The following is a 22,555-nucleotide window of genomic DNA, read 5'->3' as shown; positions in this document are numbered from 1 at the left end:
TGCGGATCGGCGTCGAGGCGCTTTTGGACGGATCGCGGATGCCGACCTCGTGAGCAGGGCAAGCGTGCGCGCCTTGGCCGGGCGATCGGCCATGCCCTGATGCAGCTTCAGGATCTCGACGATCTGCTGACTCGCTATCGTGTGCAGCGGATTGAGCGAGGTCATCGGCTCCTGAGATCATGGTGATCATTGTTGCATCTCGCGCACGGCTGCCGCAACTGCTTCTCGCGCATGGCCAGCGGTCGGTGCACCTGGAACACGATCTTTCCCGATGGTGGCTGGCGCTGGGATAGGGCAGCAGCTCAGCACCGACAGCGCCGACACCGATTTGCCGGATGAGCCGAGTCGCCGACCAGGCACCGTCTCGCCCTTGGCGATGGCGAAAGCGATCATGTCGACCGCCAGCGACTGCTGTCCGCATGCGCAAAGGCGACGCTGAGGTCGCGAACGGAGAGCACAGAAGCAGTCATGTATCAATTCCGCTATGACTTTATCCAGTGGCAGCACAAAAACAACAAAAAATCTCGTCGTATGCATCGCAATTTGTGCTGTCAATTGGGAGGACAAGCCGGTGGCGTGACAGAATAGGCGTCCTCATCTGGTGTCGTGCAGTCAGAATGTGCGTGCACCCGAATGCATCGCGTCGAAAGTGAAATAGCATCCGGCAGCTGAGAGAAATGAATGCGAGGAAGCGCGCCGCGGCAGAGAACCTCGCGAGTTACGTCCCGATCGAGACAAAGGCGTTGCCAATCGAGATATATGTCATAGACGCTCTAACAAGCGGCTCGTTGCTCTTTTTCAGAGGGTCTGACCATCAACATCTGCCAGCACGAGTTCGCTTGTGTCGACGAGGAAAGGCGGCTTTCTGCCTCGTTCAGTGAAATGAGCTGAAGTCAGTTTTTTTGGCAGAGCATCGTGTATTTTCGAAAGCGTAGATGAAATGTCGTATCGACATAAAGCCGGAGGCGGCATCAATCTCCCACTCATCGCGGAGGGCACGAACACGCGCAACAGCCTCTTCGAGACTTGTTCCCGCCGCGTTGGCCTGCGCATTCCGCATAGAGTTCAAGGTACAATTGCTTTTGCTCGAGAGGCCGTTCGGCTCTTCTTCTACCGTCCCCTTAACGAGGCGCTCAAGCTATACCTCTCGCCGGCGCGGACCGAGTGCTCGGTGCTGGATAACCTCTATCTGGGCGCGGATGGCCTTTTGGGTTCGTCCATGAACCGGGAAGAAAAAGAAGCCAAGGCATCCGCATTGATGCGCGAACTCCTCGGCTTTGACATCAATCTCTCCGGGTTGGTGGGCGAACTACCCCTGAGCGTCAGACAATGGGTGACGATAGCCAGGGCTCTCCTGACTGATCCCAAAGTCCTGATTCTCGACGAGTCCTCGGCCGCGCTCGACTTCGATTCCACGGAAAGGCTGTTCCGCAAGATGCGGCAGCTCAAGCAACGGGGGGCAAGCATCCTGATCGTCACCCACCGGATCGCCGAGCTGGTGCGTATCGCCGACCGTGCGACGGTTTTGCGCGACGGCGTGGATGTCGGCAGGCTGGCGAAGGAAGAGATTACCGAGGCCAGGATTCTCGAACTGATTGCCGGTGCCGAGCGCAGCGGCACAAATCGTGATCAGCCGTTGCCGACGCGGCGCGGCGATCGGCCGGTCCTCCGCGCAACCGATTTTCGGGTCTGGTCAGACGCTGCCCCCGTGAGATTCACCGTGTATCCTGGCGAGGTCGTCGGGATTACCGGGCTGGATGGGCAGGGGCAGGCGGATTTCGTAAGATGCATCGCTGGCATCCAGTCTCCGATCGCCGGCCGGTTGGTGGTGGTCAACGACGGCAAGGCCAGTGAGGTCACGGATCTCGCATCGGCGCGACGCAATAACATCAGCTATGTCAGCGGCGATCGCAAGAAAGAGGGCACCTTTCCCAATCTGAGCATTTACGAGAACCTGCTGCTTCCGGTGTATCGCGAATTCCGCTCGGGCGGGGTGCTCAACTTCATTAACCGCACCAAGCTGACGCCGGTGTTTGAGTGGGAATCCAGCAAACTGGCCGTTAAGATGGGGAGCCCGGAGAACCTCATCACGTCGCTGTCCGGCGGTAACCAGCAGAAGGTACTGATTGCCAGGGCCTTCGCGGAAAAACCGGTGGTTCTGGTGCTCAACGATCCTGCCCGCGGCATCGACGTCGGGGCCAAGCTCGATCTCTACCGCAACCTGAAGGAATTCGCTGCGCGCGGCAACGCCGTGGTTTTCCTGTCCAGTGAACTGGAGGAATTTCTGAACCTGTGCACGCGGGTTCACGTGTTTCGCAATGGCGCCATATCGGCGGATTTCGAACCGCCTTTCGATGGCCATGCCATCCTCAACGCCATGTTCGGCCGCCGCGCGACGGCGCGCTTGCCCGGCGAGGCCGCCAACGAGAATGGCCCAGGCAAGCCGGCGACTGTCGCCGAGAGTCACAATCCCAGACTTGAGCAGGGCAGGCCGGTGCCGAGGCCTGTGACGCTGCTGAACAAGGAGGTAAACCATATGGCGGCAACCCCATCTTTCATGCTGAGTTGTCCTGATATCGCGCCTGGTAGCGTCATCCCGGACCGGTTCACCGAGGACAACCGGCTTTCGCCGAGACTTGTTTGGTCTGGGCCGCCGGAAGGCACGCGCAGCTTTGCCTTGGCCGTCACCGATCCTGATCTGCCGGAAGCATTTAATTTCCCCCGCTCGTTTGCGCACTGGCTGGTGGCGAACATTCCGGTCGAGGTTCGTGAGCTCCCAGAAGGCGCCAGCGGCAGCTTGCGGCTGACGCACGGCGCCGCTGAGTTCAACAGCGACTTCGTGACATTCAAGATCCCAGGGTTCGGCAAGGGATATGGCGGCCCTTGGCCACCGGACAGGGCTCACCGGTACTTTTTCACGCTCTATGCGCTCAAGGCGGACAAGGTCGAGTTGCCGGCCGACGCCGATCTTGGCGCATTTGCGGCTGCGGTCATGCCGGTGGCCATCGATGCAGCGTCGTTCGTGGCAGTCTACGGGCCAGCAAAGAAGTCTCTGCCCGCGTAAAAACCGGGCAAGTAATTCCCCAATCAGGAGGATCGCATGAGTAGATATGGAAGCAGGAGCAGCTTTGATCTGGAGTGGATCGAGCGATGGGCAAGGAAGGTCAATGACGACCGCATTTTGCCGGTAGTAGGGCGGTTTTTCACGAGTAAGTTCGTGCTCGGCTTCGACGACACGGAGTATCTCGTCGACGTCCGGGGCGGCAAGATCCAGAAGATTGCGCAAGGCCTCACTCCGAATGACATGGGAGTCGAATTTTGGCTCAAGGCGCCGAGCAGCGCCTGGTCGAAATTTGCCCAGGAAATCCCACCGCCGATGTTCAACGACATATGGGCGATGGCGCATCCGCTGCACAAGCAGCTGATTATCGAGGGCAATTCGCTCCCCTTCTGGCAAAATCTGCGGGCGCTGACGCGCATGCTCTCGCTGATGCGACAAGTTTAACGGCAGCGCAGGAGAGTTGTCATGAATACACACGATCCAATCGTTGGGCGCTACGTCTACGTCCAGTGCGAAGGCAAGACGTACCGCACCTATTACGAGGAACACGGCGAGGGCATTCCGATGGTCTGCCTGCACACGGCCGGCACGGACGGGCGCCAGTATCGGCACCAGTTGTGCGACCCGGACATCAGCCTGAATTTCCGCGTTATCGCTTTCGACATGCCCTGGCACGGCAAGTCGATCCCGCCTGCAGACTTTCACCTGATGGAAGACGAGTACAAACTCACAACCAAATTTTACTGCGAGTTCATCGTGGCGTTCTGTCGGGCCCTCGAACTGCGCAAGCCGGTCCTCATGGGCCAGTCGATGGGCGGCAACATCTGCCTGGCGCTGGCATTGCGCTATGAGAGCGAGTTTTCGGCCTTTATCGCGCTAGAGGCATGCGACTACTCGCCGGGATGGTGGATCGACGCGCTGCATCACCCCCATATCCATGGCGGCGAGGTGGTTGCGACTTCGGTGTTCGGCCTCATGGCACCGCTCTCGCCGGACGACTATCGGTGGGAAACCTGGTGGTACTACGCGCAGGGCGGTCCCGGCATCTTCAAGGGCGATCTGTACTTTTACAGCGTCGATTCTGACTTCCGGGATCAATGCCAGAAGATTTCTGGGAAGGTGCCGATCTATTTCCTTACCGGTGAGTATGACTTCGCCTGCACGCCGGAAATGACCCAGCGCACGGCCGAAAAAGTCAAGAATTCGGAATGCATCATCTTTGGCGGCGGCCACTTCCCGACCTCGGAAGACCCGGCAAAATTCAAGGAAGTGATCACGCCGGTGCTGAAGAAGATCCTTGGTGCGGATCCCGAACGGCGCGGCCAGGGCAGCAACGCCCTTTCCGGACGGAGCATTTCCGAAACTCGGTCGACCGCTCGCAGTGAGCGGACCAGTGAAGGCCGGAAGGTCATCGAGTTCTAGGTTGCGCTAGCAACGAAAGACAAATGTTGATGTCCCAGTCCAGGGGTTCCCAGAACACCTACCTGTTGGTCCCGATCCTGCTGATCGCGCTGCTCTTGAGTACCGCGGTCATCAGGGGGCCGAACCTTGTGTCCTTGTCGGGGTTCGGTAGCGCGATCATCGTGTCGGCGCCCCTGATCCTGGCGACATTCTCACTCATGGCCCTGGCTGTGGCGGGACGTGGGACAGTCGACCTTGCGGTCGGACCCTTGCTCGCCTTCATCAACGTCACGATCGTCAAGCTCAATGGCCTTGGCATCGTCACGGGTCCCTTTGGCGTCTTTCTGGTCGCCCTGGGGATTGGCGTTCTCTATCAGCTCTTCTTTGCCCTCATCATCATTTTCGTGCGCGTCCAGCCGATCATTGTAGCGCTCAGTGGCTTTCTGGCCCTGACCGGGATCAACCTCGTCATCCTCCCAAGACCTGGCGGCACCGCACCGGACTGGATGTCGTCCTGGGGCCTCGGCAACACGATCTTTTCACCGATCTTGCTGATCGTGCTGCTGGCTATCGCGGCCTGGCTGCTGTTCACCACGACGTCGTTTTACGCGAATTTGCGTTTGATGGGCTACGATGAGCGTGCGGCTTATACGAGCGGCGTCCGCATCAACGTGGTGCGTATTGGGGCTCACATCATCGCAGGTCTCTTCGTTGGCTTGGGCGCGATCTGCTATACCGCCCTGATTTCGTCAGGAGATCCGACACAGGGCACCACCATGACGCTGACGGCAGTGACCGCCCTGGTGCTGGGCGGGGTCAGCCTGTCCGGTGGACGCGGTGGCGTGGCTGGCGGGCTGCTGGGCGCGCTCAACCTCTTTCTTATCGGCTATGTTCTTGCCACGTTCAATTTCGGTTCCACGCAAGCCTTTGTGACGCAGCTTTTCTACGGGCTGATCCTCGTTCTGTCGCTCTTGCTGACCCTTCTGGTCCCCATCATCGGGCGATACCTCCACTTCATTTCACCCTTTGCGGCCTTCGCGGTCCTGGGCTGCGTGGTCGTCGGGATCATGCTGTACATCAGCACCCGCGATACCTATGGCGTGGCCGTCGCCGGCGAGGCCTTCAAGTCCAATCCGGACGTGATGACCCGCTATCTGCTGCTGCCCGTACAGTCGGGAAGCGGGCCGGCTCTGCCCGATCTCACGCCGCTGCAAAAGATCGTCTTCGGCTTCGCCGTCATCTTGGCCGTGCTGACGTTCACTGTCCGCGTCATCGTAGCTGAAGCGGTTTCCGTGCGCCTTGGCGCCTTCATCTATGTCTTCGTCTCGGCACTCATCCTGCTCCTCTTCCTGGTCGTCGGCCAGCAAAGCCACGCGGCCGGAATTCTGGCGACAGGACAATCGTTGGGGATCGGGCCATGAGTCAGACTTTCGGCGACGGCGGCCGCAATGGCGGTCTCTTCATCCCCCATTCGCGCGCCTTGGTGTGGCTTAACCTCGCCGTCACGTTCGTGGTGGCGGCGATCAGCTTCAGCCTGGGTTTTTGGCAGGGGCTCAGCGCCCAGATCGTCATCCTCTACACCATCGTTCTGGCCGCCGTGCTGTTCTGGCTGATCAACTACGTCGCCGTCATCTTCGAGTCCCGATCTTCGTCTCTTGAAACCGACACTGCAGCCCCGGCTGGCGCCGGTGGCGTCTGGGCCGGCAACCGAGTTCTGATCATCACCATGGCGGTGATGTTGATCGTGTATCTGCTGATCACGGCCACGGTCCCGTCCTTCAGATCCCTTGGCAACCTGATAGCCTTCCTGCTGCTGGAAGCGATCCTGGTCTTTGCGTTCAAGGTCGGTAACCGTTTCGCCCATGGCCGCAGCGCCTTTATTGGACTGATTGTGCTGCTGGCGCTGATTGTGATCAGTTCCTTTACGATCAACGGGTTCCTCTCCGCAGCCAACATCAAAGCAATTTTGCTGTTTGCAGCCTTCCTGGGCATTGCCTGCGTCGGGCAAACGCTGGTGGCGTTGCTCGGCGGCTTGGACCTCTCGATCCCGTTTGTTATCGGCGCGTCCAACATAGGGCTTTTGTTCCTGATCGGTCTTGGCGTACCGCCCTGGCTCGCGGTGGTGTTCGTGCTGATCATCGGCGGTGCCTTGGGTTTCTTGAACGGCGTTCTGTCCTACCGCCTGCAAGGTCAGGCATTGATCCTCACCCTCGGAATGGGATTTGCAATCGCTGGGCTTGTCCAGATTCTGACCAGCATTGGATCGTCCTTTGGCGGCAACGTCTTTGGGACCGTTCCGAAATGGCTGCAAAATCTCGCCGCCATGAACGGTCGTACCTTCGGCCTGGCTGTCCCGCCAACGATCCTGTTGTGGATTGTCATCGCGGTCATAGTCATCGTTGGCCTGCGTTATTCCGCCTTCGGCCGCTACATCTACGCCCTGGGCGGCAATCGCCGCTCGGCCAAGCTGATCGGCGTCTCCGAGTTCAAATACTGGACACTCGCCTACACCATCAGCGGCTTCTCCGCGGCGTTGACCGGGGCGCTCCTGCTCGGTTGGAGCGGGGGTGGCTTCATCGGGGTCGGCGACCAGTATCTTTTCACAACCCTGGCCGCAGTCGTGATCGGCGGGACGTCGCTCATGGGCGGATATGGCGGCTATGGCTACACCGTGATCGGGGTACTCGTCCTGCAAGTCCTGAGCGCCTTCCTGATTGGCATCGGGCTCAAATACGAATGGCAACAATTCATTTTCGGTCTTCTGATCCTGCCGATGGTCGCGCTCTACGGCCGCGCCCCTCACATCAGAGCCCAGGTCTAGGGAAAGCCCATGTTTGGAACACTCTTTCAGTCCAGCGCCGTGGTCAGCACCGCGCTCAGCGTTGCAACCCTTGCCATGTTTGCCACAGCTGCCCTGGCAATGCTGGGCCTGACATGGACGTCAGAGCGCTGGCGGGTTCCCCTGGCGCTGTCAGCCGTTGCGCTCCTGGCGTCGGGCCTTGAATACTATGCTGCCTCCAACATCTGGCTGGTGGGCCAGCAGCTCAGCGCCGCCTCACGCTACGTCGCGTGGTTCGTGGTCCAGCCGATGCAGGTCGCATCGGTGTTTTTCTTTACCTGCATTGCAGGGAAAGTGCCCGTGGGCGTGTTCTGGCGGACACTGGCCGCGGCAATCCTGATGGTGCTTGCTCGCTACCTCGGTGATGCACGGCTTTTCAACCCAACCCTTGGCGTGCTGCTGTCGATCGCGTTCTGGCTTTATATCCTGGGCGAATTGTATTTCGGCGCCATGGCAGATGCCGTTGGCAAGTCGACGCGGCCCATCCGGCTCGGTTATTTCTGGATCAGGCTGATCATGACCATCGGTTGGGTGATTTACCCGATCCTGCATTTCGTGGATGTCGTTATCGGCACGGGACACGTGGCACCGATCATTGTGCTCTACACCGTTGCTGACCTTATCAATCTCATCGCTGTCTCAATGATCGTCCTCGCCGTCGCCGGCGAGGAGCGTTTCTGAAGGCTGTCAATCTTTCGCGCCAACCTGCTCGGCGCCCGCGGTTAAGTGGAGGATCGTCCCATGAATGGCTCTGATGTGATCGCAGTCGTTATTCTCATAACGATCATCATCGCGATCGGTGTCTATCTGCTGCACTGGCTTTACAGACACTCGTCAAAAGACCAGTCCTTCGTCCGAACCGGCCTCGGCGGCGAGCGGGTGGTCATGGGCGGTGGTGCGCTGATCATCCCGATTGTCCACGACATCACGCGCGTCAACATGAACGCGATCCCGGTGGAGATCCGGAGGCTCGGCGAGCAATCCCTGATCACCAGGAACAAAATGCGCATCGACATCATCGCCGAGTTCTTCGTGCGGGTGGTGCCGACGGAAGCCGGGGTGTCGACTGCGGCCCGCACCCTCGGTGACCGCACCCAGAACCCTGCCGCGCTGAAGGAGATCGTTCAGGGCCGGTTCATCGATGCGATGTCGGCCATCGCCTCCACGATGACCATGGATGAAATCCACACCAATCGCGGCCGCTACATGAGTGAGGCGGCCGCCCTGGCGGCGACGACCCTGGGGTCGAATGGCCTCGAGCTTGAAAATGCCTCTCTGACGAGCCTCAACCAGACCGACATCTCCGTATTTGATCCCTCCAATGCGTTCGATGCCGAAGGCCTGACGCAGCTGACCGAGCAGATCGAAGAGCGCCGCCAGCTTCGCAACCGCATCGAAAACGAATCGCGGATCGGCATCAAGCTCAAGGATTTCGAGACCGAGCAGCGGTCTCTGGAGATCGAGCGTGACCTCGAATACGCCCGCATCGAACAGACGCAAGCGATCGAAATCCGTAAAGCCGCCCAACTGGCCGAGATTGAGGCCGAGAGATCTAGTTCCACAATCAGTATTCAGAACGCCAGGATCCGCAGCGAACAAGAAGGCGAGCGGATTCGTATCGCCAAGGACCGGCTCATCGATTCCGAACGGATCAACACTCAGTCGGAGGTGCGGTCATTGGAGATCAGGAAACAGCAAGAGACCGAATTGACGGAGATTATGTCGCGCCGTGAGCTCGAGATGCAGAGGATCCAGAACCGCCGGGAAGTTGAGGCGGAGCGGATCGACAACGAGCAGCATGTGAAGGAGTTTGAAATCCGTTCGCGTCAGGAGCTGTCGATCATCGAGACGACGTCATCGGCAGAGATCGACCAGGCCAAACTGGAGAACCAGCGGATAACCGAGTCGCACCGTATTGAAACCGATAAAACCATTGAATTGCTCGCCGTGGCGAAGTCGAAAGAGGTTCGCATCAGCAACGAACTTGCTGAGGCTGACCAGGAAAAGGCGCGCCTGAAGAAACGTTACGATGTCGATGTCGAACGCTTGAGGGTCGACGAGGAAATCGTGCAGCTCGAGATCGAGAAAAACCAGAAGATCAAGCTCGCCGAAACCAAGGCGTTTCAGGAGATTCAGGACGCGTCGATCGCCGCCAACCGCCAGATCGACGAGTTGCGCATCGCTGCGCGGAAGTTTGTCGATAAGTTCGAGATCGAGCAGCAGAAGGAAGTCGAAATCATCGACAAGGAGCGCCTGATCGCGGTGATCAACAAGTCGATCGAGGAAGCCTACGCAAAGACCGAGGCTGCGGAAGCCCTGAAAAAACAGGTTGAACAGGAAGAGCAGGTCAACAGCGCACGCGAAGAAGAGGTGGCCGAACGCATCAAGCGGATCGAGCTCATTCAGTCCTCGTCCAGGGTCGAGCGTGACGCCCAACGCGTCGTTTCTTCGGCAAAGGCCGAGAAGGAAGCCACGGAACTCAGGGCGCTGGCGGAAATCGCCGACTCCAATGCGGCCGAGGTCCGCTATGCCAAGGACGCCGCCGGGAAGCGCATGCTCAACGAGTCCGAAAACACCCGTTCGGATGCCAGCAGACGCAGTGCCATCTACGAAAACCTCGTCAGCAATCTGCCGAGCATCATCCGCGAAACGGTCAAGCCGATGGAAAACATCGAATCGATCAAGATCCTCCAGGTCGACGGGCTGCCGGGTCTCAACAGCCCGTCCGAGATGGGTGGCGGGGGAGAGGGCGGCTCTGGCGGCGGCAACATGACAGACCGTGTGGTGAATTCCGCCATGAAGTATCGCACTCAGGTCGCCTTCGTAGACGGTCTCATGAAGGACCTGGGACTGCCGATCGAAAACCTCGGAAGCGCCGGCGGCATGTCGTTCCGGAACTTCCAGGGTCCGGATGCGCCGAAGGACAAGGACGACTGAGCGCGTACGAAACTAGCGAGAGCAACCGATGACCCCGCTCGGCAAAAACGAAGCGCTGGACCGCCACGCCTTGGTCATGGCCTGCTGGTTGGCAGCGGCCATGCCCGCCGCGATCCTGTTTGAGTATGGATTTGGCCGGGGCGGAACACCCTATATCCTTGCCGGGTTCGCGGCCATTCTGGCAGGCTTTGTCGCCCACGTGATCGTCAATGTGGTCTACGGGACGGGTTTCTCGCCCCGAGAACTGGGGCTCGGCCTGGTCATCTACGGACTCGCGCTTGTGTTGTTCGTTGTCCTCTCGCTGGTTAGCGCGTCGTTTGCCGCGCACAACTTCTTGCCGCTGAGCATCGGTTTTATCACAACGGGGGCCGTGGTCGTTTTCTACCTGATCACCCGGTACGGGGCACGGCAGGCCTTCGCAGCGTTCGACGTTATCCGGGACTTCCGCTCACGCTCGCCGGGAGACCATATATGACCCCGCTCTTGGTTTCCGTGCTCGGCATTGTCGCGGTCCTGGGCCTTTACCTTGCGACCATCAGCGGCCGTCACACCCAGCAACCCGGTGATTTCGTCGACGCGGGCCTGGCATTGCCGCCATGGGTGACCATCTTCGCCGGCGCCGGCATCACCTTGGCCAGCCTCAGCCTTCCCGATCACCTGCTTTTACTCGCCACCTTCGGCCTTCAATATAACCAGGTTGCAGTCGGTCTCATCTGTATCGCCCTTTGCGCTGCCATCACGCAGAAGCGGGTCTGGCTTGCCGCCCGGCTGACCTCGCTGCGCACGCTTGGTGACCTGCTGGGCGATTACTTCGGTAGCACGACCCTTCGCATCTATTTGCTGCTCGTGCTGTTCCTTTTCAGCATCCCCTTTGCAGCGATGTGCCTGTCTCAGGCGGGTGCCCTGGTGAGCGCCGCGACCGCCAACGACGTTCCGTCCGGTCTCGCAATCTGGTCGATCGCGTTCGTCCTGTTCCTCTGCAGCGTGATCGGAGGCTGGCGCGGGATTGCCTATCTTGTCGCCGCCCAGTCCCTGCTGGTCCTGGCCCTCATGGTATTTTTCGGCGGGTTCACGGGCATTACGCTCGACAAATTGGCATTCGCCGTCAACGGGATTGGTACAGCCAGCGGTGTGCTGCCGGACAAGATCCCGGGCGTGATCCAGTTTAGCGCCGGCATTGGCAAGGAGCTGCCGGCCGGGGGGCTCTGGACCACCTTCGCGGGACTGACGTTCGCCCTGTCTCTGGGCGGCATCGCCATCAGTCCCGGCTTCAGCTTTCTGGGCGTGACAAGTGCGCCGCGCCGCGGCCTTGCATTTGGCCAGGTCTGGATGATCGCGGGCCTCGCGGCTGGCACCCTGATACTGATCGGGCCGGTTCTGGCCGCGGAGATTGCGGCCAGTGGCTCGCTGACAGCCTTCACGACACGACTGGCAACGCTCGATCCGATGGTGGCGGTGGGCTTTACACTTCTTCTGGTCGCGTCGAGCCAGATCGCCGTCGCATTCTTTGCCGGATCAGGTGCATCGGTGTGCACCATCGAGCTGACGTCACGATACATTATCCCGGGCATGGACCAGCGTTCGACGCGGTTTGCCGCGCGCGTGACCCTGGCGCTCGTCTACGGAGCAGTCGCTGCCGTCGCGAGCTTTGCGCCCCTCAGCGCTACAATCTTCTCATCCCTCACGCTCAGCCTGTCCATGCAGCTGCTGCCTGCGGTGCTCGGGTTGTGCTGGATGCGTTGGATCAGCCGCAGCGGTGTTCTGGCCGGTTTGATTGTCGGAAGCCTTTGTGTGGTGTTCACCGAGAGCTTTGGGCTGGTGCTGTTCGAGCGGCTCTTCGTCGACCTGCCATGGGGTCGCTGGCCCTTGTCGGTCCATTCGGCGGGATGGGGACTTGCGACCAATTTTACGGCGTGCCTCCTTGTGTCCCTGTTTACTCGCAGCGGCGCCGAGCGGGATCGCAGGGATCGCCTCCATGACGCCTTTGAGGAGAGCCAGCCGGCGCGTAACGGGAGCCAGGCGGCCACAACGGCCAAATGGGCCCTGACACTTCTGTGGGCGTTTTTCGCGCTCGGCCCCGGTGCAATCCTCGGCAACACATTTTTCAGCGAGCCGATTTTTGCTGGCACGGTGGTGGCACCGGGAGTGCCTTCGCTGCTGATCTGGCAGGTCCTGTTCTGGTTTGTCGGCGTATTCATCGTGTGGTGGTTGGCCTATCAAGGACGCCTGTCCGTTATCGATGAACGTCCTAGCCACGGGATCGTCCTCGTGCCGGAGGTGAACCCATTGTTAGAGCCAGTTTCGACCCCGTGGATCGCACGGCTCCTCGACCGCGTGACCGGCCGGTAACCGGGGCAGGGCATGGAAGGCATCGACCTCAGGCGTCTGCGCTATTTCATCGCGGTTTGCGAGCACGGCGGCTTCTCCCGCGCGTCCCAATCCATAGGGGTCGCCCAGCCGTCCCTGACGCGACAAATCAAGCTGCTCGAAAAGGAAGTCGGTATCTCGTTGATTAACCGAAGTGGGCGCGGTGCCGAGCCTACGGCCGAAGGACGGTTCCTCCTTGGCCAGTCGCGCCTGCACATCGATGGGCTCGATCATGCGGTCCGTGAGGTGCGCCAGCGCTCGGATAAGCTCAAAGGCGAGATCTCACTTGGCATATGCCCGACCATTGTGCCGCTGTTTCTGGAAGACATACGCAATTTTGTTGAAGCCCAGTATCAGGGTGTGACGCTGAATGTTGTCGAAGCCTACAGCGGCGACCTTGCCAGTCTCATGCGCGGCGGCCGCCTCGACGCTGCGCTCACCTATCGGCCGAGTGCGCCGGATCAGCTCGACATCGTGGATCTGTTCGCAGAGCGCCTCGTGCTGGTAACCTCTTATACCCGCGCTCAGGTCGACGCGCCGCGCCAGCTGAGTGACATCAGCCGGTTAAAGTTGATATTGCCGAGCGAAATCCATGAACTGCGGCGGATCATCGATCGGGTCTATCGCGAGCGTGGCATCGCGCTGCAGCCGGAACTCGAACTCGACTCGCTCAACGCCGTAAAAGCTGTCATTGCGGACAAAACCACCCAGTACGCAACCATTCTGCCGCACTCGAGCGTCACGCGTGAACTGGCCGGGCACGTGCTGAGCGCTTATGCGATCGCCGACAGCGCCATGGTCCGCACTATAGCCGTGGTGCGGCCCCAGGGAGGCAGCCCCCGGAAAGTGGTGCTCACCGCCTTGATTGACGAAGTCCGCCGGCAGGCGGGACGGATCAAAAGATCCATGGGCAGCGCCGACGTGGTCTTGTTGGGACAGGGATAGACGGACCGCCGGTTTTTGTCGTTCCCTCAATAACGAAATGTTATACGCTAGCCCTCCGTAGAGCGTAGGGAGGCGTTTTGGATCTTCGGCAGCTAAGATATTTTTCCAAGGTCGTCGAGAGCGGCTCGTTCTCGAAAGCCGCGACGCAGCTTCATGTAGCACAACCCGCGTTGAGCCAGCATGTCAGGCACATGGAAGAGGAGCTTGGCCTTGCTCTCCTGCATCGCGGGCCGCACGGCGTCAGTGCGACCGAAGCGGGCACGCGGCTGATGGTGCATGCCAAGCGCATCCTTGCCGAGTTTGCCGAAATTAACGACAGTGTCCGGGGCGCCGCCATAGCCCCTCGCGGCGAAGTGCGTTTCGGCCTACCGGGTACAGTGAGCGAGCTTCTTGCGGCGCCGCTGATCGAGGCCGCCCGCGAGCGGTTCCCCGAGGTGCGCATCCGCATCGTTGAGGCGATGAGCGGCTACATTCTGGAATGGTTGAAGCGCGGGGAGGTTGACCTCGCGATGATTTATGCAACTTCGGATCCCCGGGGGCTCGCGGTACATCACGGCTTGTCCGAGGAAATCTGTCTCTTTGCCGGCCCGTCGATGCAGGGCCAGGCCGACTTGCAGGGCTCTTCTGTGGAGCTTCGTGACGTCGCCGGACTGCCCCTCGTTGTGCCGGGCCCGGGCCACGGCCTGCGAGAACTGATCGAAGCCGTGGCAACGTCAGTCCAGGTCGCCATCAACCCGGCGATCGAAATCGACTCCTACACCCAAATCAAGAGATTGGTGACACGTGGCATCGGTTACGGGATCCTGCCGCGGATGGCGATCAACGCTGAGGCGCAGGCCGGCTTGTTTCGGGCGTGGAGTTTCCAAAACCCGCCAATTACACGTAAAGTGTACCTGGCTTACTCGACCGAACGGGCGTTGCAGACAGCGCCCCGCGCCGTCGGGCAGCTATCGTGGGAGATCCTTCGCCAGCTGGTCAAGGACCAGGTCTGGAGCGCAGAGCTATCCAACGAAAACCAGCGACCCAACCTCTTCGGCTAGGGTGCTGCAGGCGGGCGGCCGACTGTACCGTTTCGCTATACCTCCCATTACAAAACGCTATTTGACGGAAGGACCCCTTCCGGTGCGATGGTATCGGAAAAGCAGCATAAGGAGCGAGCCATGCCAGGCGCGCTGGAGGGAACGACCGTCATCTCGCTGGAGCAAGCCGTGGCCGCGCCTTTGGCGACGTCCCGTCTGGCCGACGCGGGCGCGCGGGTCATCAAGCTCGAGCGCCCCGAGGGCGACTTCGCGCGCGGCTATGACGATTATGTTCACGGCCTCTCCAGCTATTTCATCTGGAACAACCGCGGCAAGCAATCCTGCACCGTCGATCTGAAGCAGCCGGATGATCTTGCGCTGGTCGAATCCATGCTCGCCACCGCCGACGTGTTCGTCCAGAACCTCGCACCTGGCGCAACCGACAGGTTGGGCATCGGCAGCGCCGACCTCAGGCGGCGGTTCCCCAGGCTAATCGTGTGTGACATCGGTGGCTACGCACCCGGAACACCCGACCACGAGCGGAAAGCCTACGATCTGCTGATCCAGGCGGAAGCGGGCTTGGCGGGGGTCACTGGGTCCGCAACTTCTGGCCCGACCCGGGTCGGCATATCGATCTCCGATATCGCTACGGGACAGGGGGCCTACGCCGCTATCCTCGAAGCCCTGATCATGCGCAGCCGAACTGGGGACGGGGCTCACCTGCAGCTTTCCCTTTTCGACACCCTCGCCGAATACATGAACGTGCCATATCTGGCGCGCCACTACGGTGGCAAGGAGCCGCGGCGGCTTGGGCTCGCCCACCCCTCGATCGCGCCCTACGGGCTGTTTCAGGTGAGTGACGGGGAAATCCTGATCGCCGTCCAGAACGAACGCGAATGGGTCGTCTTCTGCGACAGTGTCCTGCGCCGGCCGTCGGTTGCAACGGACCCGAGATTCGAGCGCAACGTGCTTCGCATCAAAAACCGCGAGCCGCTTGACGCATGCGTGCAGGCGATCTTGGCGACCTACACCATGTCTGCATTATGCGAATTGCTTGACAACGTCAGAATTGCCTATGGCCGTGTGTCGACCATGGCGGAACTGGCGGTGCATCGCAGTGCCACCAAAGTATCGGTTGAGACCGCAGTTGGTCCGGTTGAGCTGTTTGCGCCGCCGGTCACTGTCAATGGCATGCGTCCCGTGCTTGGCAGTGTGCCTTCGCTCGGGGAACACGATGGGGCTTTGCGGCAAGAGTTCGGTCCTCCAGATATGGTAGGTCCCAAACGGATAGGAAATGCAGCACTATGAGCTTGACCCGCGACCTGACACGGTTGATCCGTGAAAAGCCAGTGACCGACCGCGACCTCGAATGGGCATCGCTATTCGTCCTGGATACGCTCGGCTGCGCCCTCGGCGCATTGCCAACCGAGCCCGCCCGCATGCTGAAGGTGGTCGCCCCGCCGGCGCAAACCGATACCGCCCGCAAGGCGTTCTACCTGGGCGGCCTAGCACATATCTTGGAGATGGATGACCTCCACCGGGACTCGGTGACCCATCCCGGCAGTGTCGTCATTCCTGCGGCCTGGGCGGTAGCCCACGACCACGATCTTGGCGGTAAAGCGTTTCTTCGCGCGGTTCTCGCAGGATACGAGGCCTGCTGCCGGGTCGGCACCTCCGTCGGCAAGAAGCATTACCGGGTCTGGCACAACACCTCGACCTGCGGGCCGTTCGGTGCGGCGTTTGCCGTGGCGGAGCTCCTCGGCCTCGACGACACCAGGACCGTATGGGCGCTTGGGAATGCGGGTACCCAGTCATCGGGTCTTTGGGAGTTCCTTGCCGAAGGCGCCATGAGCAAGCATCTCCACACCGCCAGGGCTGCGGAATCAGGCGTCATCGCTTCGTTCCTGGCCAAGGAAGGATTCACGGGCGCGCAGAACATCCTGGAAGGCGAGAAGGGCTTCTACGCCGGTCTGTGTCCGGACCCGATTCCGGAGGCCGTCACGGCAGGGCCTGAGCGGGCCTGGCAACTGATCAAGACCTCGATCAAGCCATGGCCGTGCTGCAGACACACCCATCCGGCGATCGACGGCGCGATCGCCTTGCACAACGAGATCGCCGGGGAAGCCATCGCAAGGGTTCATGTCGGGGCTTACCGGGCGGCCCTTGACGTGTGCGACCGGCCCATTCCGGAAGATCCGTACAGTGCCAAATTCTCGCTGCAGCACACGGTGGCGATAGCGCTCGCGGACGGCCGCGTCGATCAGGCCAGCTTCGATGCTGATGCACGGCAACGAATGGTCAGCGAACGCAAGAAGGTCAGGGTCGAGCTGGCGCCGTCGATCGATGCCGCCTATCCGGAATCGTGGGGTGCCGAGGTGATCGTCGAGACGGCTTCCGGCAGACGCTTTTTCGCCGCCCGACACGACGCCAAGGGCGATCCCGATAACCCGGTGACGGCAGCCGAGCTGTCTCAGAAGGCGCGCACGCAGCTCGTCGCCGGCGGCACTTCGCAAGCCCGTGCCGACGACCTGATCGGCGCTATCCTGGGCCTTACCGACAACCGTCCGGTGCGCTCGCTGGGTCTGTTTGAAACCGCTGGGGACGCGCCTCCCCAGGTTCATGCCGCGCGGAGCGCCTGATGTTCAAGGACTTTGACAACGAGGACATCCGCGACGCCGTGCGTCGGCTCTGCGAGCGGTTTCCGGGCGAATACTGGCGCAAGCTCGATGCCGGCCGCGCCTACCCCGTGGATTTCGTCAACGCGTTGACCGAGGCCGGCTACCTTGCGACGCTGATCCCCGAGGAATATGGCGGGTCGGGCTTGACGCTTTCGGCAGCGGCCGCCGTGCTCGAGGAGATTCAACGGGCGGGATGCAATGGTGCGGCTTGCCATGCGCAGATGTATGTCATGGGCACGGTGCTTCGCCACGGCAATGAATCGCAGAAGCAGTGCTATCTTCCGCAAATCGCCTCCGGAGAATTGAGGCTGCAGGCGTTCGGTGTAACCGAGCCGACCAGCGGCACCGACACCACTTCAATCCGTACCTTCGCACGGAAGAACGGCGATCACTACGTGGTCAACGGTCAGAAAATCTGGACCAGCCGGGCCGAGTACTCGGATCTCATGCTGCTGCTCGCCCGGACCACCCCGAAGGATCAGGTCGCAAAGCGCACTGACGGCCTATCTGTGTTTATTCTTGATATGCAGGAAGCACTCAAGCAGGGTCTCTCAATCCGGCCGATCCGGACGATGATGAACCATTCCACGACGGAGGTCTTTTTTGATAATGTGAAGATCCCTGCCGAAAACCTGATCGGTGAGGAAGGCAAGGGTTTCCGGTATATCCTCTCCGGGATGAATGCCGAGCGGATCCTGATCGCCGCCGAATGTGTCGGCGACGCCAAGTGGCTGATCAACAAGGCTTCCACTTACGCATGCGACCGCAACGTCTTCGGCCGGGCCATCGGCGCCAACCAAGGCGTCCAGTTTCCCATCGCTAAGGCTTACGCGAACATGCGTGCAGCCGAACTCATGGTCCGCGAAGCCACGCGGCTCTATGAGGCCGGTCAGGACTGCGGCGCTGAAGCGAACATGGCCAAGATGCTGGCTGCTGATGCTTCCAATGAAGCCGCGAACGCCTGTATCCAGACGCATGGCGGTTTCGGATTCGCTGAAGAGTATGACGTCGAACGCAAGTTTCGCGAGACCAGGCTTTACCAGGTTGCGCCGATCTCGACGAACCTCATCCTGTCCTACCTCTCCGAGCATGTGCTCGGGATGCCACGTTCGTACTGACGGTAAAGGCCAGTGGACGCGACCGAACAGAAGCTATCGGCAGAATGGATTGGCCGTCAGAGCGAAAGCATCGATGTCGTTTCGGAGCGCCTCGTGATGAGCTTCCGCGCCATTTTCGAACCGCATCTAGCGCCGCTGCCCGCAGATGCCGCCTCGTTGGGCATCCATTGGTGCCTGTCGCCGGCAATCGCCGGCATGGACCAGTTGGGTGCTGACGGACACCCCGCCAAGAACCTGTCGTTGCCGCCTGTGCCGCTGCCGCGCCGCATGTGGGCTGGTGGTGAACTTCAGCTGCATGATCACCTTAGGATCGGTGACAAAGTCCGCAAGGCGTCCACCATCCTGGACATAGTGCGCAAGCAAGGCCGATCCGGTGAACTCTGGTTCGTCGCGGTCGGCCACGCTTATCATTCCGATCGTGGTCTCGCACTGAGTGAACGGCAGGACATCGTTTATCGGGAAGCTGCGATCTCGGGAAATGGCGTGTCTCGAAACACCTCACCGGCCGAGCCCACGGCAATCCGGCCAGCAGCGCAAGTGTGGTCTGTCGTTCCTTCGTCCACGTTGCTCTTCCGCTACTCTGCGATCACCTTTAACGGTCACCGTATCCACTACGATCTGCCTTACGCGACCGAGGCTGAAGGCTATGAGGGGTTGGTTGTCCATGGCCCCCTCCAGGCAACGCTTCTCCTCAACCTCGCGGCGTCCCAAGGCGCCGGTATACCCCTGACGTTTCGCTACCGCGGGATAGCTCCGGCGATTGTAGACCGTGAACTGACCGTCAGGGTCGGCATCGATGGTCAGCGACTCTGGACGCAAGGCGGGAGCGGCGCCGTGCACATGGAAGCCGATATCGACCGGGGTGTGGCCTGATGTCTGCACAGGGTGACTTGCATTTTACGCCTGTCGCGCCTTTGTTCGTTCCGGCCGACCGGCCAGAGCGTTTTGAAAAGGCCGACCGGTCCGGAGCCGACGCGATTATTATCGATCTTGAGGACGCCGTTGCGCCCGCCGCCAAGGATGGCGCCCGGTCCAACCTTCACCATGCCCTGACATTGCGGAACCCCACCTACGTTCGGATCAACAGCCAAGACAGCAGCTGGTACACGACTGACCTTGCTGCAGTCGGGGCGCTCGGGCTTCGGCGCATCTGCCTGCCAAAAGCGGAGTCCGCGGCGATCCTCGACGCGATGGTTCGGATTTTGGGTGACGACATCGAGATCATGGCGCTGATCGAGACGGCGCGAGGGCTGCAGGCGGCGGGGGCGCTGGCCGCTCATTCGCATGTCGCGAGACTGGCCTTCGGACCCGCAGATTTTGCGCTGGACTTGGGTGTGCCCGCCTCCAATGACCTCAAAGCGCATGCCATGATGCGGCTGGCGGTGGCGAGCAGGGCCGCCGGCATGCCCCTGCCGTTGGATGGCCCATCCTTCGAGGTCACGGACACCGCCAGACTGGCCACCGAATGCCAGCAGGCCTTAGATCATGGGGCCGGCGGGAAGCTTTGCATACACCCTGCCCAGACTTCCCATGTCATCTCGGCTTTCCAGCCGACGTGAACAGCAACTGCGCTGGGCGCAGCGCGTCGTCGACGCGGCCCGGGACGGCGCAGCGCGCCTTGTCGACGGCAAGATGATCGACGCTCCCATTATCGCCCAGGCCCGGGCACTTCTCGCGCGGGGCCGTTCGCAACTCAGTGAAGGTGTCTAACCATGGCCGTATCAGCGACACTCCTCAACAAGATCAAGGACAAGGATCTGATCCGGGAAGCGGATTGATCGGCAAGGAGGTGGCTCGGCCAATCCCGGTCCCGGACAAACCTTCGAGGTCACCAACCCTTCGACCAGCGAAGTGCTGGGCCAGGCTGCCCGATTTTACCCGAGCCGTAACATCGCCAATGCGATCGATGTGGCCTATGTCGTCCAGAAGGAGTGGGCTGCCCGTACGGCACAAGGAGCGCGCTGCAGTCATTCGGCGCTGGTATGATCTGACGATCGCAATCTTGATGACCTGGCGACGATCCTGACCGCTGAAATGGGAGGAAGCGTTCGCCGAGTCCAAGGGCGGAGATCCTCTATGGCGCGTCCTACATCGAGTGGTTCGGCGAAGTAAGGCCAAGGCGCGTCTATGGCGACGAGCAAATATCCCCGTGTCATGCCGCGTGACAAGCGATCGTCTGTGAGCAAGCAACCTGTCGGGTCGTCGGCGCTGTACGCTCTGGAAATTTTACCTCGGCGATGGTGGCGCGCAAGATCGCTCCGAGCGTGGCAGGTGGGCTGCTCGATCGTCTTCAAACCGGCAGCCCTGACGCTCCACTCTCCGCCTTGGCCCTCGCCGTACTTGCGGAGGAGGCATGTGTGCCGTCCGGGCTATTGAGCGTTGTCCGATCACGAAGAGCTCAGGACTTCGCGATGAGGTTTGCGAAACGAGAAGGTTCGCAAACTCACGTGCACCGGGTCGACGGAGGGTCGGCCGCACCCCTGATGGCGCACAGCCTACGCGCAAGTCATGAAGCTCAGCATGGAACTGGCGGCATACGCACCGTTCGCATCGTCCTTCGACGACGCGATGTTCGATGCGCGCCGTCGAAGGAGCTCGTCTCGCAAGTTCCGCAATGCTGGCCAGACACTGCTGTCTGCGCCAACTCGCCTTTACGTGCAGCTGAGCATGGTATCTACGAAGAGTTCGCGCGACAAGCTCGCGCATCGCGTCAAAGCCTCAAAGTTGTGACAGGCTTGCGGAAGGCACGAGATCGGCGTCTGTCGACGACCGCGCGCGTGAGCCTAAGGTCGGCGTCATCATTGAGAATGCAGTCACTCAGGGCGCCAGCATGTGGCGGTGGGCCGAGACCACCCTCTTAGGGCGCAATTTCATCTGGCGACTGATCCTGGACCGGAGGTATACCTCCAAGATGGCGTCGCTCCGCGAAGAAACTTTCGGGTCCGTTGGCGCCCTTGTTCGCTTCGATGCGGTCATGACGTCACTGAGATGCTAAATGACACCGATTCGGGCTGCGGCCTATTTCTACGCAGGACATGAGCGTGTGTGGGCCGTCGCGGAGGCCTTGAGATATTTAGGGCAGTGGTAGGGCATCAACACCAGCTCATTTCGACTGAGTGGTCGCGCCGTTCGGGGCGTATCACGCAGTCAGGATAGCTGCCGGGAAGGATTTCCGAATCCGGCGTCGCTGATTACCTGGACCTGAATATTTGTGTTTTGGGCGGGCTCTACGAGCGAAGGGACGCAACGCAAGCCATTCGCACTCGCGGCGAGCGTTCGGCCGTCGGAAACCCGTCTTACACGTCAACTGACAAAAATATAGACCGGTAAACTGGCGGGATGCATACCACCTATGAGACGCGTCGAGAGTGATCGGGACTACCGCGGCGATTGCGGTTTTGGACCATCTGGTACTCATATTTCACGACGCGCGAAGCGGTAAACCCATTATCTCCCGAGCCTGGACGCAGAACTAGCCGCTGTGCTCGTGACAAGCAGATATGCGGCATTGGATAGCAAAAGCCCCAATCTCTCCTGGGCTGCTTCTGCCCTTTTTGCGGTATACAAATCGCGATGTCGGGCGCGCCAGCGCCGCGCCTTATCTTCCAAACAGCTCTGAATGTGAGCCAAGCCTGACAAATTCGACGAAGTCGTCATCGGCAGTATATATGACAAGGAAAAAGTCACACCGATATGTGCTTCCTCGCCACTTTCCACTCTCTACCTGAGAGCTCGTGGTCGGCCCACTCAGTCGCCGAGGTGGCCTTTTCAGAATGATCAGCGTCATCAATCGATTGCGCGACTCATATCCATTTTCCCGGCCTTATTGTATCGGTTCCAGTCCTTTGAAATTGTCTGGTGTATTCCGATGCTCTTGGAAGGGAGGGCGTCTGACGTCGCTCGGTTTCTTCAAGGCTGCTTGCATCGCTGATTTACTCTTGCCGTTCAGCTCGGCGAAAGCTCATCCGGTGTCATAAAGCGAGCCTTACGGGCCTTCCTGATCTCACGAGCCTCCGTCAGGGCGGCGCGGTTGTTTCGTTGGGAACCTTGAGCTCGAGAGGAAAGCTTTGGCTCGCCACAACTCGATGAAGAAACACCCGAACGGCATCCGAAAGCGAAAGACCGAACGACCCAAGAAACCAAGGAAGCCTCTTCACGAATGTCATCTCAGCGCGAACATGAATCATTTT

20 protein-coding genes and 1 pseudogene are annotated in these 22,555 nt (G+C 60.4%); 18 read left to right on the top strand and 3 right to left on the bottom strand.

What is annotated here, in order from left to right:
• Positions 1–186 precede the first annotated feature (186 nt).
• Entirely contained in the window at positions 187–393 is a 207-nt protein-coding gene (locus ACFSQT_RS32325; RefSeq protein ID WP_379025713.1) for a hypothetical protein, read from the bottom strand.
• A 547-nt stretch (positions 394–940) separates the two neighbouring features.
• On the opposite strand from ACFSQT_RS32325, the gene ACFSQT_RS32320 reads away from it, so the two are divergent.
• The 6 genes from ACFSQT_RS32320 (at position 941) to ACFSQT_RS32295 (ending at position 7,982) form a co-directional block, all read left to right on the top strand.
• Entirely contained in the window at positions 941–3,064 is a 2,124-nt protein-coding gene (locus tag ACFSQT_RS32320) for a YbhB/YbcL family Raf kinase inhibitor-like protein (RefSeq protein WP_379025711.1), read from the top strand.
• Positions 3,065–3,217: 153 nt separating this feature from the next.
• Complete coding sequence (locus ACFSQT_RS32315; protein ID WP_095090201.1) at positions 3,218–3,505, top strand: hypothetical protein; 288 nt, start codon at positions 3,218–3,220, stop codon at positions 3,503–3,505.
• A 21-nt stretch (positions 3,506–3,526) separates the two neighbouring features.
• On the top strand, positions 3,527–4,483 hold the full coding sequence (locus ACFSQT_RS32310; protein ID WP_095090200.1) for an alpha/beta fold hydrolase: 957 nt from the start codon (positions 3,527–3,529) through the stop codon (positions 4,481–4,483).
• A gap of 23 nt (positions 4,484–4,506) precedes the next feature.
• Positions 4,507–5,883 carry an ABC transporter permease gene (locus tag ACFSQT_RS32305; protein WP_379025709.1) on the top strand — a complete coding sequence of 459 codons (1,377 nt, stop codon included), beginning with the start codon at positions 4,507–4,509 and terminating at the stop codon, positions 5,881–5,883.
• Complete coding sequence (locus ACFSQT_RS32300; protein WP_095090199.1) at positions 5,880–7,283, top strand: ABC transporter permease; 1,404 nt, start codon at positions 5,880–5,882, stop codon at positions 7,281–7,283. Before ACFSQT_RS32305 ends, ACFSQT_RS32300 begins: the two co-directional genes overlap by 4 nt.
• 9 nt (positions 7,284–7,292) lie before the next feature.
• A complete protein-coding gene (locus tag ACFSQT_RS32295) occupies positions 7,293–7,982 on the top strand; it encodes a bacteriorhodopsin (protein ID WP_095090198.1) in 690 nt (229 codons plus the stop codon).
• 153 nt (positions 7,983–8,135) lie between these two features.
• On the opposite strand, the gene ACFSQT_RS32290 is transcribed toward ACFSQT_RS32295, so the two are convergent.
• Positions 8,136–8,282, bottom strand: a complete 147-nt coding sequence (locus ACFSQT_RS32290; RefSeq protein WP_167480942.1) for a hypothetical protein — start codon at positions 8,280–8,282, stop codon at positions 8,136–8,138.
• On the opposite strand from ACFSQT_RS32290, the gene ACFSQT_RS32285 reads away from it, so the two are divergent.
• From ACFSQT_RS32285 to ACFSQT_RS32230, 12 genes and pseudogenes are all read left to right on the top strand, one after another.
• Positions 8,214–10,238, top strand: coding sequence for a flotillin family protein (locus ACFSQT_RS32285; protein WP_342586888.1), 2,025 nt, complete (start codon positions 8,214–8,216; stop codon positions 10,236–10,238). The two genes, ACFSQT_RS32290 and ACFSQT_RS32285, sit on opposite strands and share 69 nt — an antisense overlap.
• 28 nt (positions 10,239–10,266) lie before the next feature.
• Positions 10,267–10,713, top strand: a complete 447-nt coding sequence (locus ACFSQT_RS32280) for a hypothetical protein (RefSeq protein ID WP_095090196.1) — start codon at positions 10,267–10,269, stop codon at positions 10,711–10,713.
• Positions 10,710–12,587, top strand: a complete 1,878-nt coding sequence (locus tag ACFSQT_RS32275) for a hypothetical protein (protein WP_378921778.1) — start codon at positions 10,710–10,712, stop codon at positions 12,585–12,587. Before ACFSQT_RS32280 ends, ACFSQT_RS32275 begins: the two co-directional genes overlap by 4 nt.
• 12 nt (positions 12,588–12,599) lie before the next feature.
• Complete coding sequence (locus ACFSQT_RS32270; protein WP_095090192.1) at positions 12,600–13,550, top strand: LysR family transcriptional regulator; 951 nt, start codon at positions 12,600–12,602, stop codon at positions 13,548–13,550.
• 77 nt (positions 13,551–13,627) lie between these two features.
• On the top strand, positions 13,628–14,590 hold the full coding sequence (locus tag ACFSQT_RS32265; protein WP_095090188.1) for a LysR family transcriptional regulator: 963 nt from the start codon (positions 13,628–13,630) through the stop codon (positions 14,588–14,590).
• Between the two features lie 120 nt (positions 14,591–14,710).
• A complete protein-coding gene (locus ACFSQT_RS32260) occupies positions 14,711–15,877 on the top strand; it encodes a CaiB/BaiF CoA transferase family protein (RefSeq protein ID WP_095090511.1) in 1,167 nt (388 codons plus the stop codon).
• Positions 15,874–17,208 carry an MmgE/PrpD family protein gene (locus ACFSQT_RS32255; protein ID WP_379025706.1) on the top strand — a complete coding sequence of 445 codons (1,335 nt, stop codon included), beginning with the start codon at positions 15,874–15,876 and terminating at the stop codon, positions 17,206–17,208. Before ACFSQT_RS32260 ends, ACFSQT_RS32255 begins: the two co-directional genes overlap by 4 nt.
• The gene (locus ACFSQT_RS32250) at positions 17,208–18,365 is read left to right on the top strand and encodes an acyl-CoA dehydrogenase family protein (RefSeq protein ID WP_095090180.1); all 1,158 of its coding nucleotides are present in this window, start codon (positions 17,208–17,210) and stop codon (positions 18,363–18,365) included. The genes ACFSQT_RS32255 and ACFSQT_RS32250 overlap by 1 nt, the downstream gene beginning before the upstream one ends.
• 12 nt (positions 18,366–18,377) lie before the next feature.
• Complete coding sequence (locus ACFSQT_RS32245) at positions 18,378–19,238, top strand: HTD2 family dehydratase (RefSeq protein WP_095090178.1); 861 nt, start codon at positions 18,378–18,380, stop codon at positions 19,236–19,238.
• Entirely contained in the window at positions 19,238–19,924 is a 687-nt protein-coding gene (locus ACFSQT_RS32240) for an HpcH/HpaI aldolase/citrate lyase family protein (protein WP_379025704.1), read from the top strand. The genes ACFSQT_RS32245 and ACFSQT_RS32240 overlap by 1 nt, the downstream gene beginning before the upstream one ends.
• Before the next feature lie 678 nt (positions 19,925–20,602).
• Positions 20,603–20,725 (top strand): annotated as a pseudogene (locus tag ACFSQT_RS32235) (hypothetical protein); the annotation flags it as partial.
• 148 nt (positions 20,726–20,873) lie between these two features.
• Positions 20,874–21,095 (top strand): hypothetical protein, encoded by a 222-nt coding sequence (locus ACFSQT_RS32230; RefSeq protein WP_379025717.1) that lies wholly within the window; start codon positions 20,874–20,876, stop codon positions 21,093–21,095.
• Between the two features lie 1,286 nt (positions 21,096–22,381).
• Here ACFSQT_RS32230 and ACFSQT_RS32225 read toward each other — a convergent pair.
• Complete coding sequence (locus tag ACFSQT_RS32225; protein WP_379025715.1) at positions 22,382–22,531, bottom strand: type II toxin-antitoxin system RelB/DinJ family antitoxin; 150 nt, start codon at positions 22,529–22,531, stop codon at positions 22,382–22,384.
• Between the last annotated feature and the right edge of the window lie 24 nt (positions 22,532–22,555).

Origin of the sequence: Mesorhizobium calcicola, from assembly GCF_042682105.1 — a bacterium.
Classification (GTDB): Bacteria; Pseudomonadota; Alphaproteobacteria; order Rhizobiales; family Rhizobiaceae; genus Mesorhizobium; species Mesorhizobium calcicola.
Note: the sequence above shows the minus strand (reverse complement) of the source record. Positions and strands in the feature narration are given on the sequence as shown.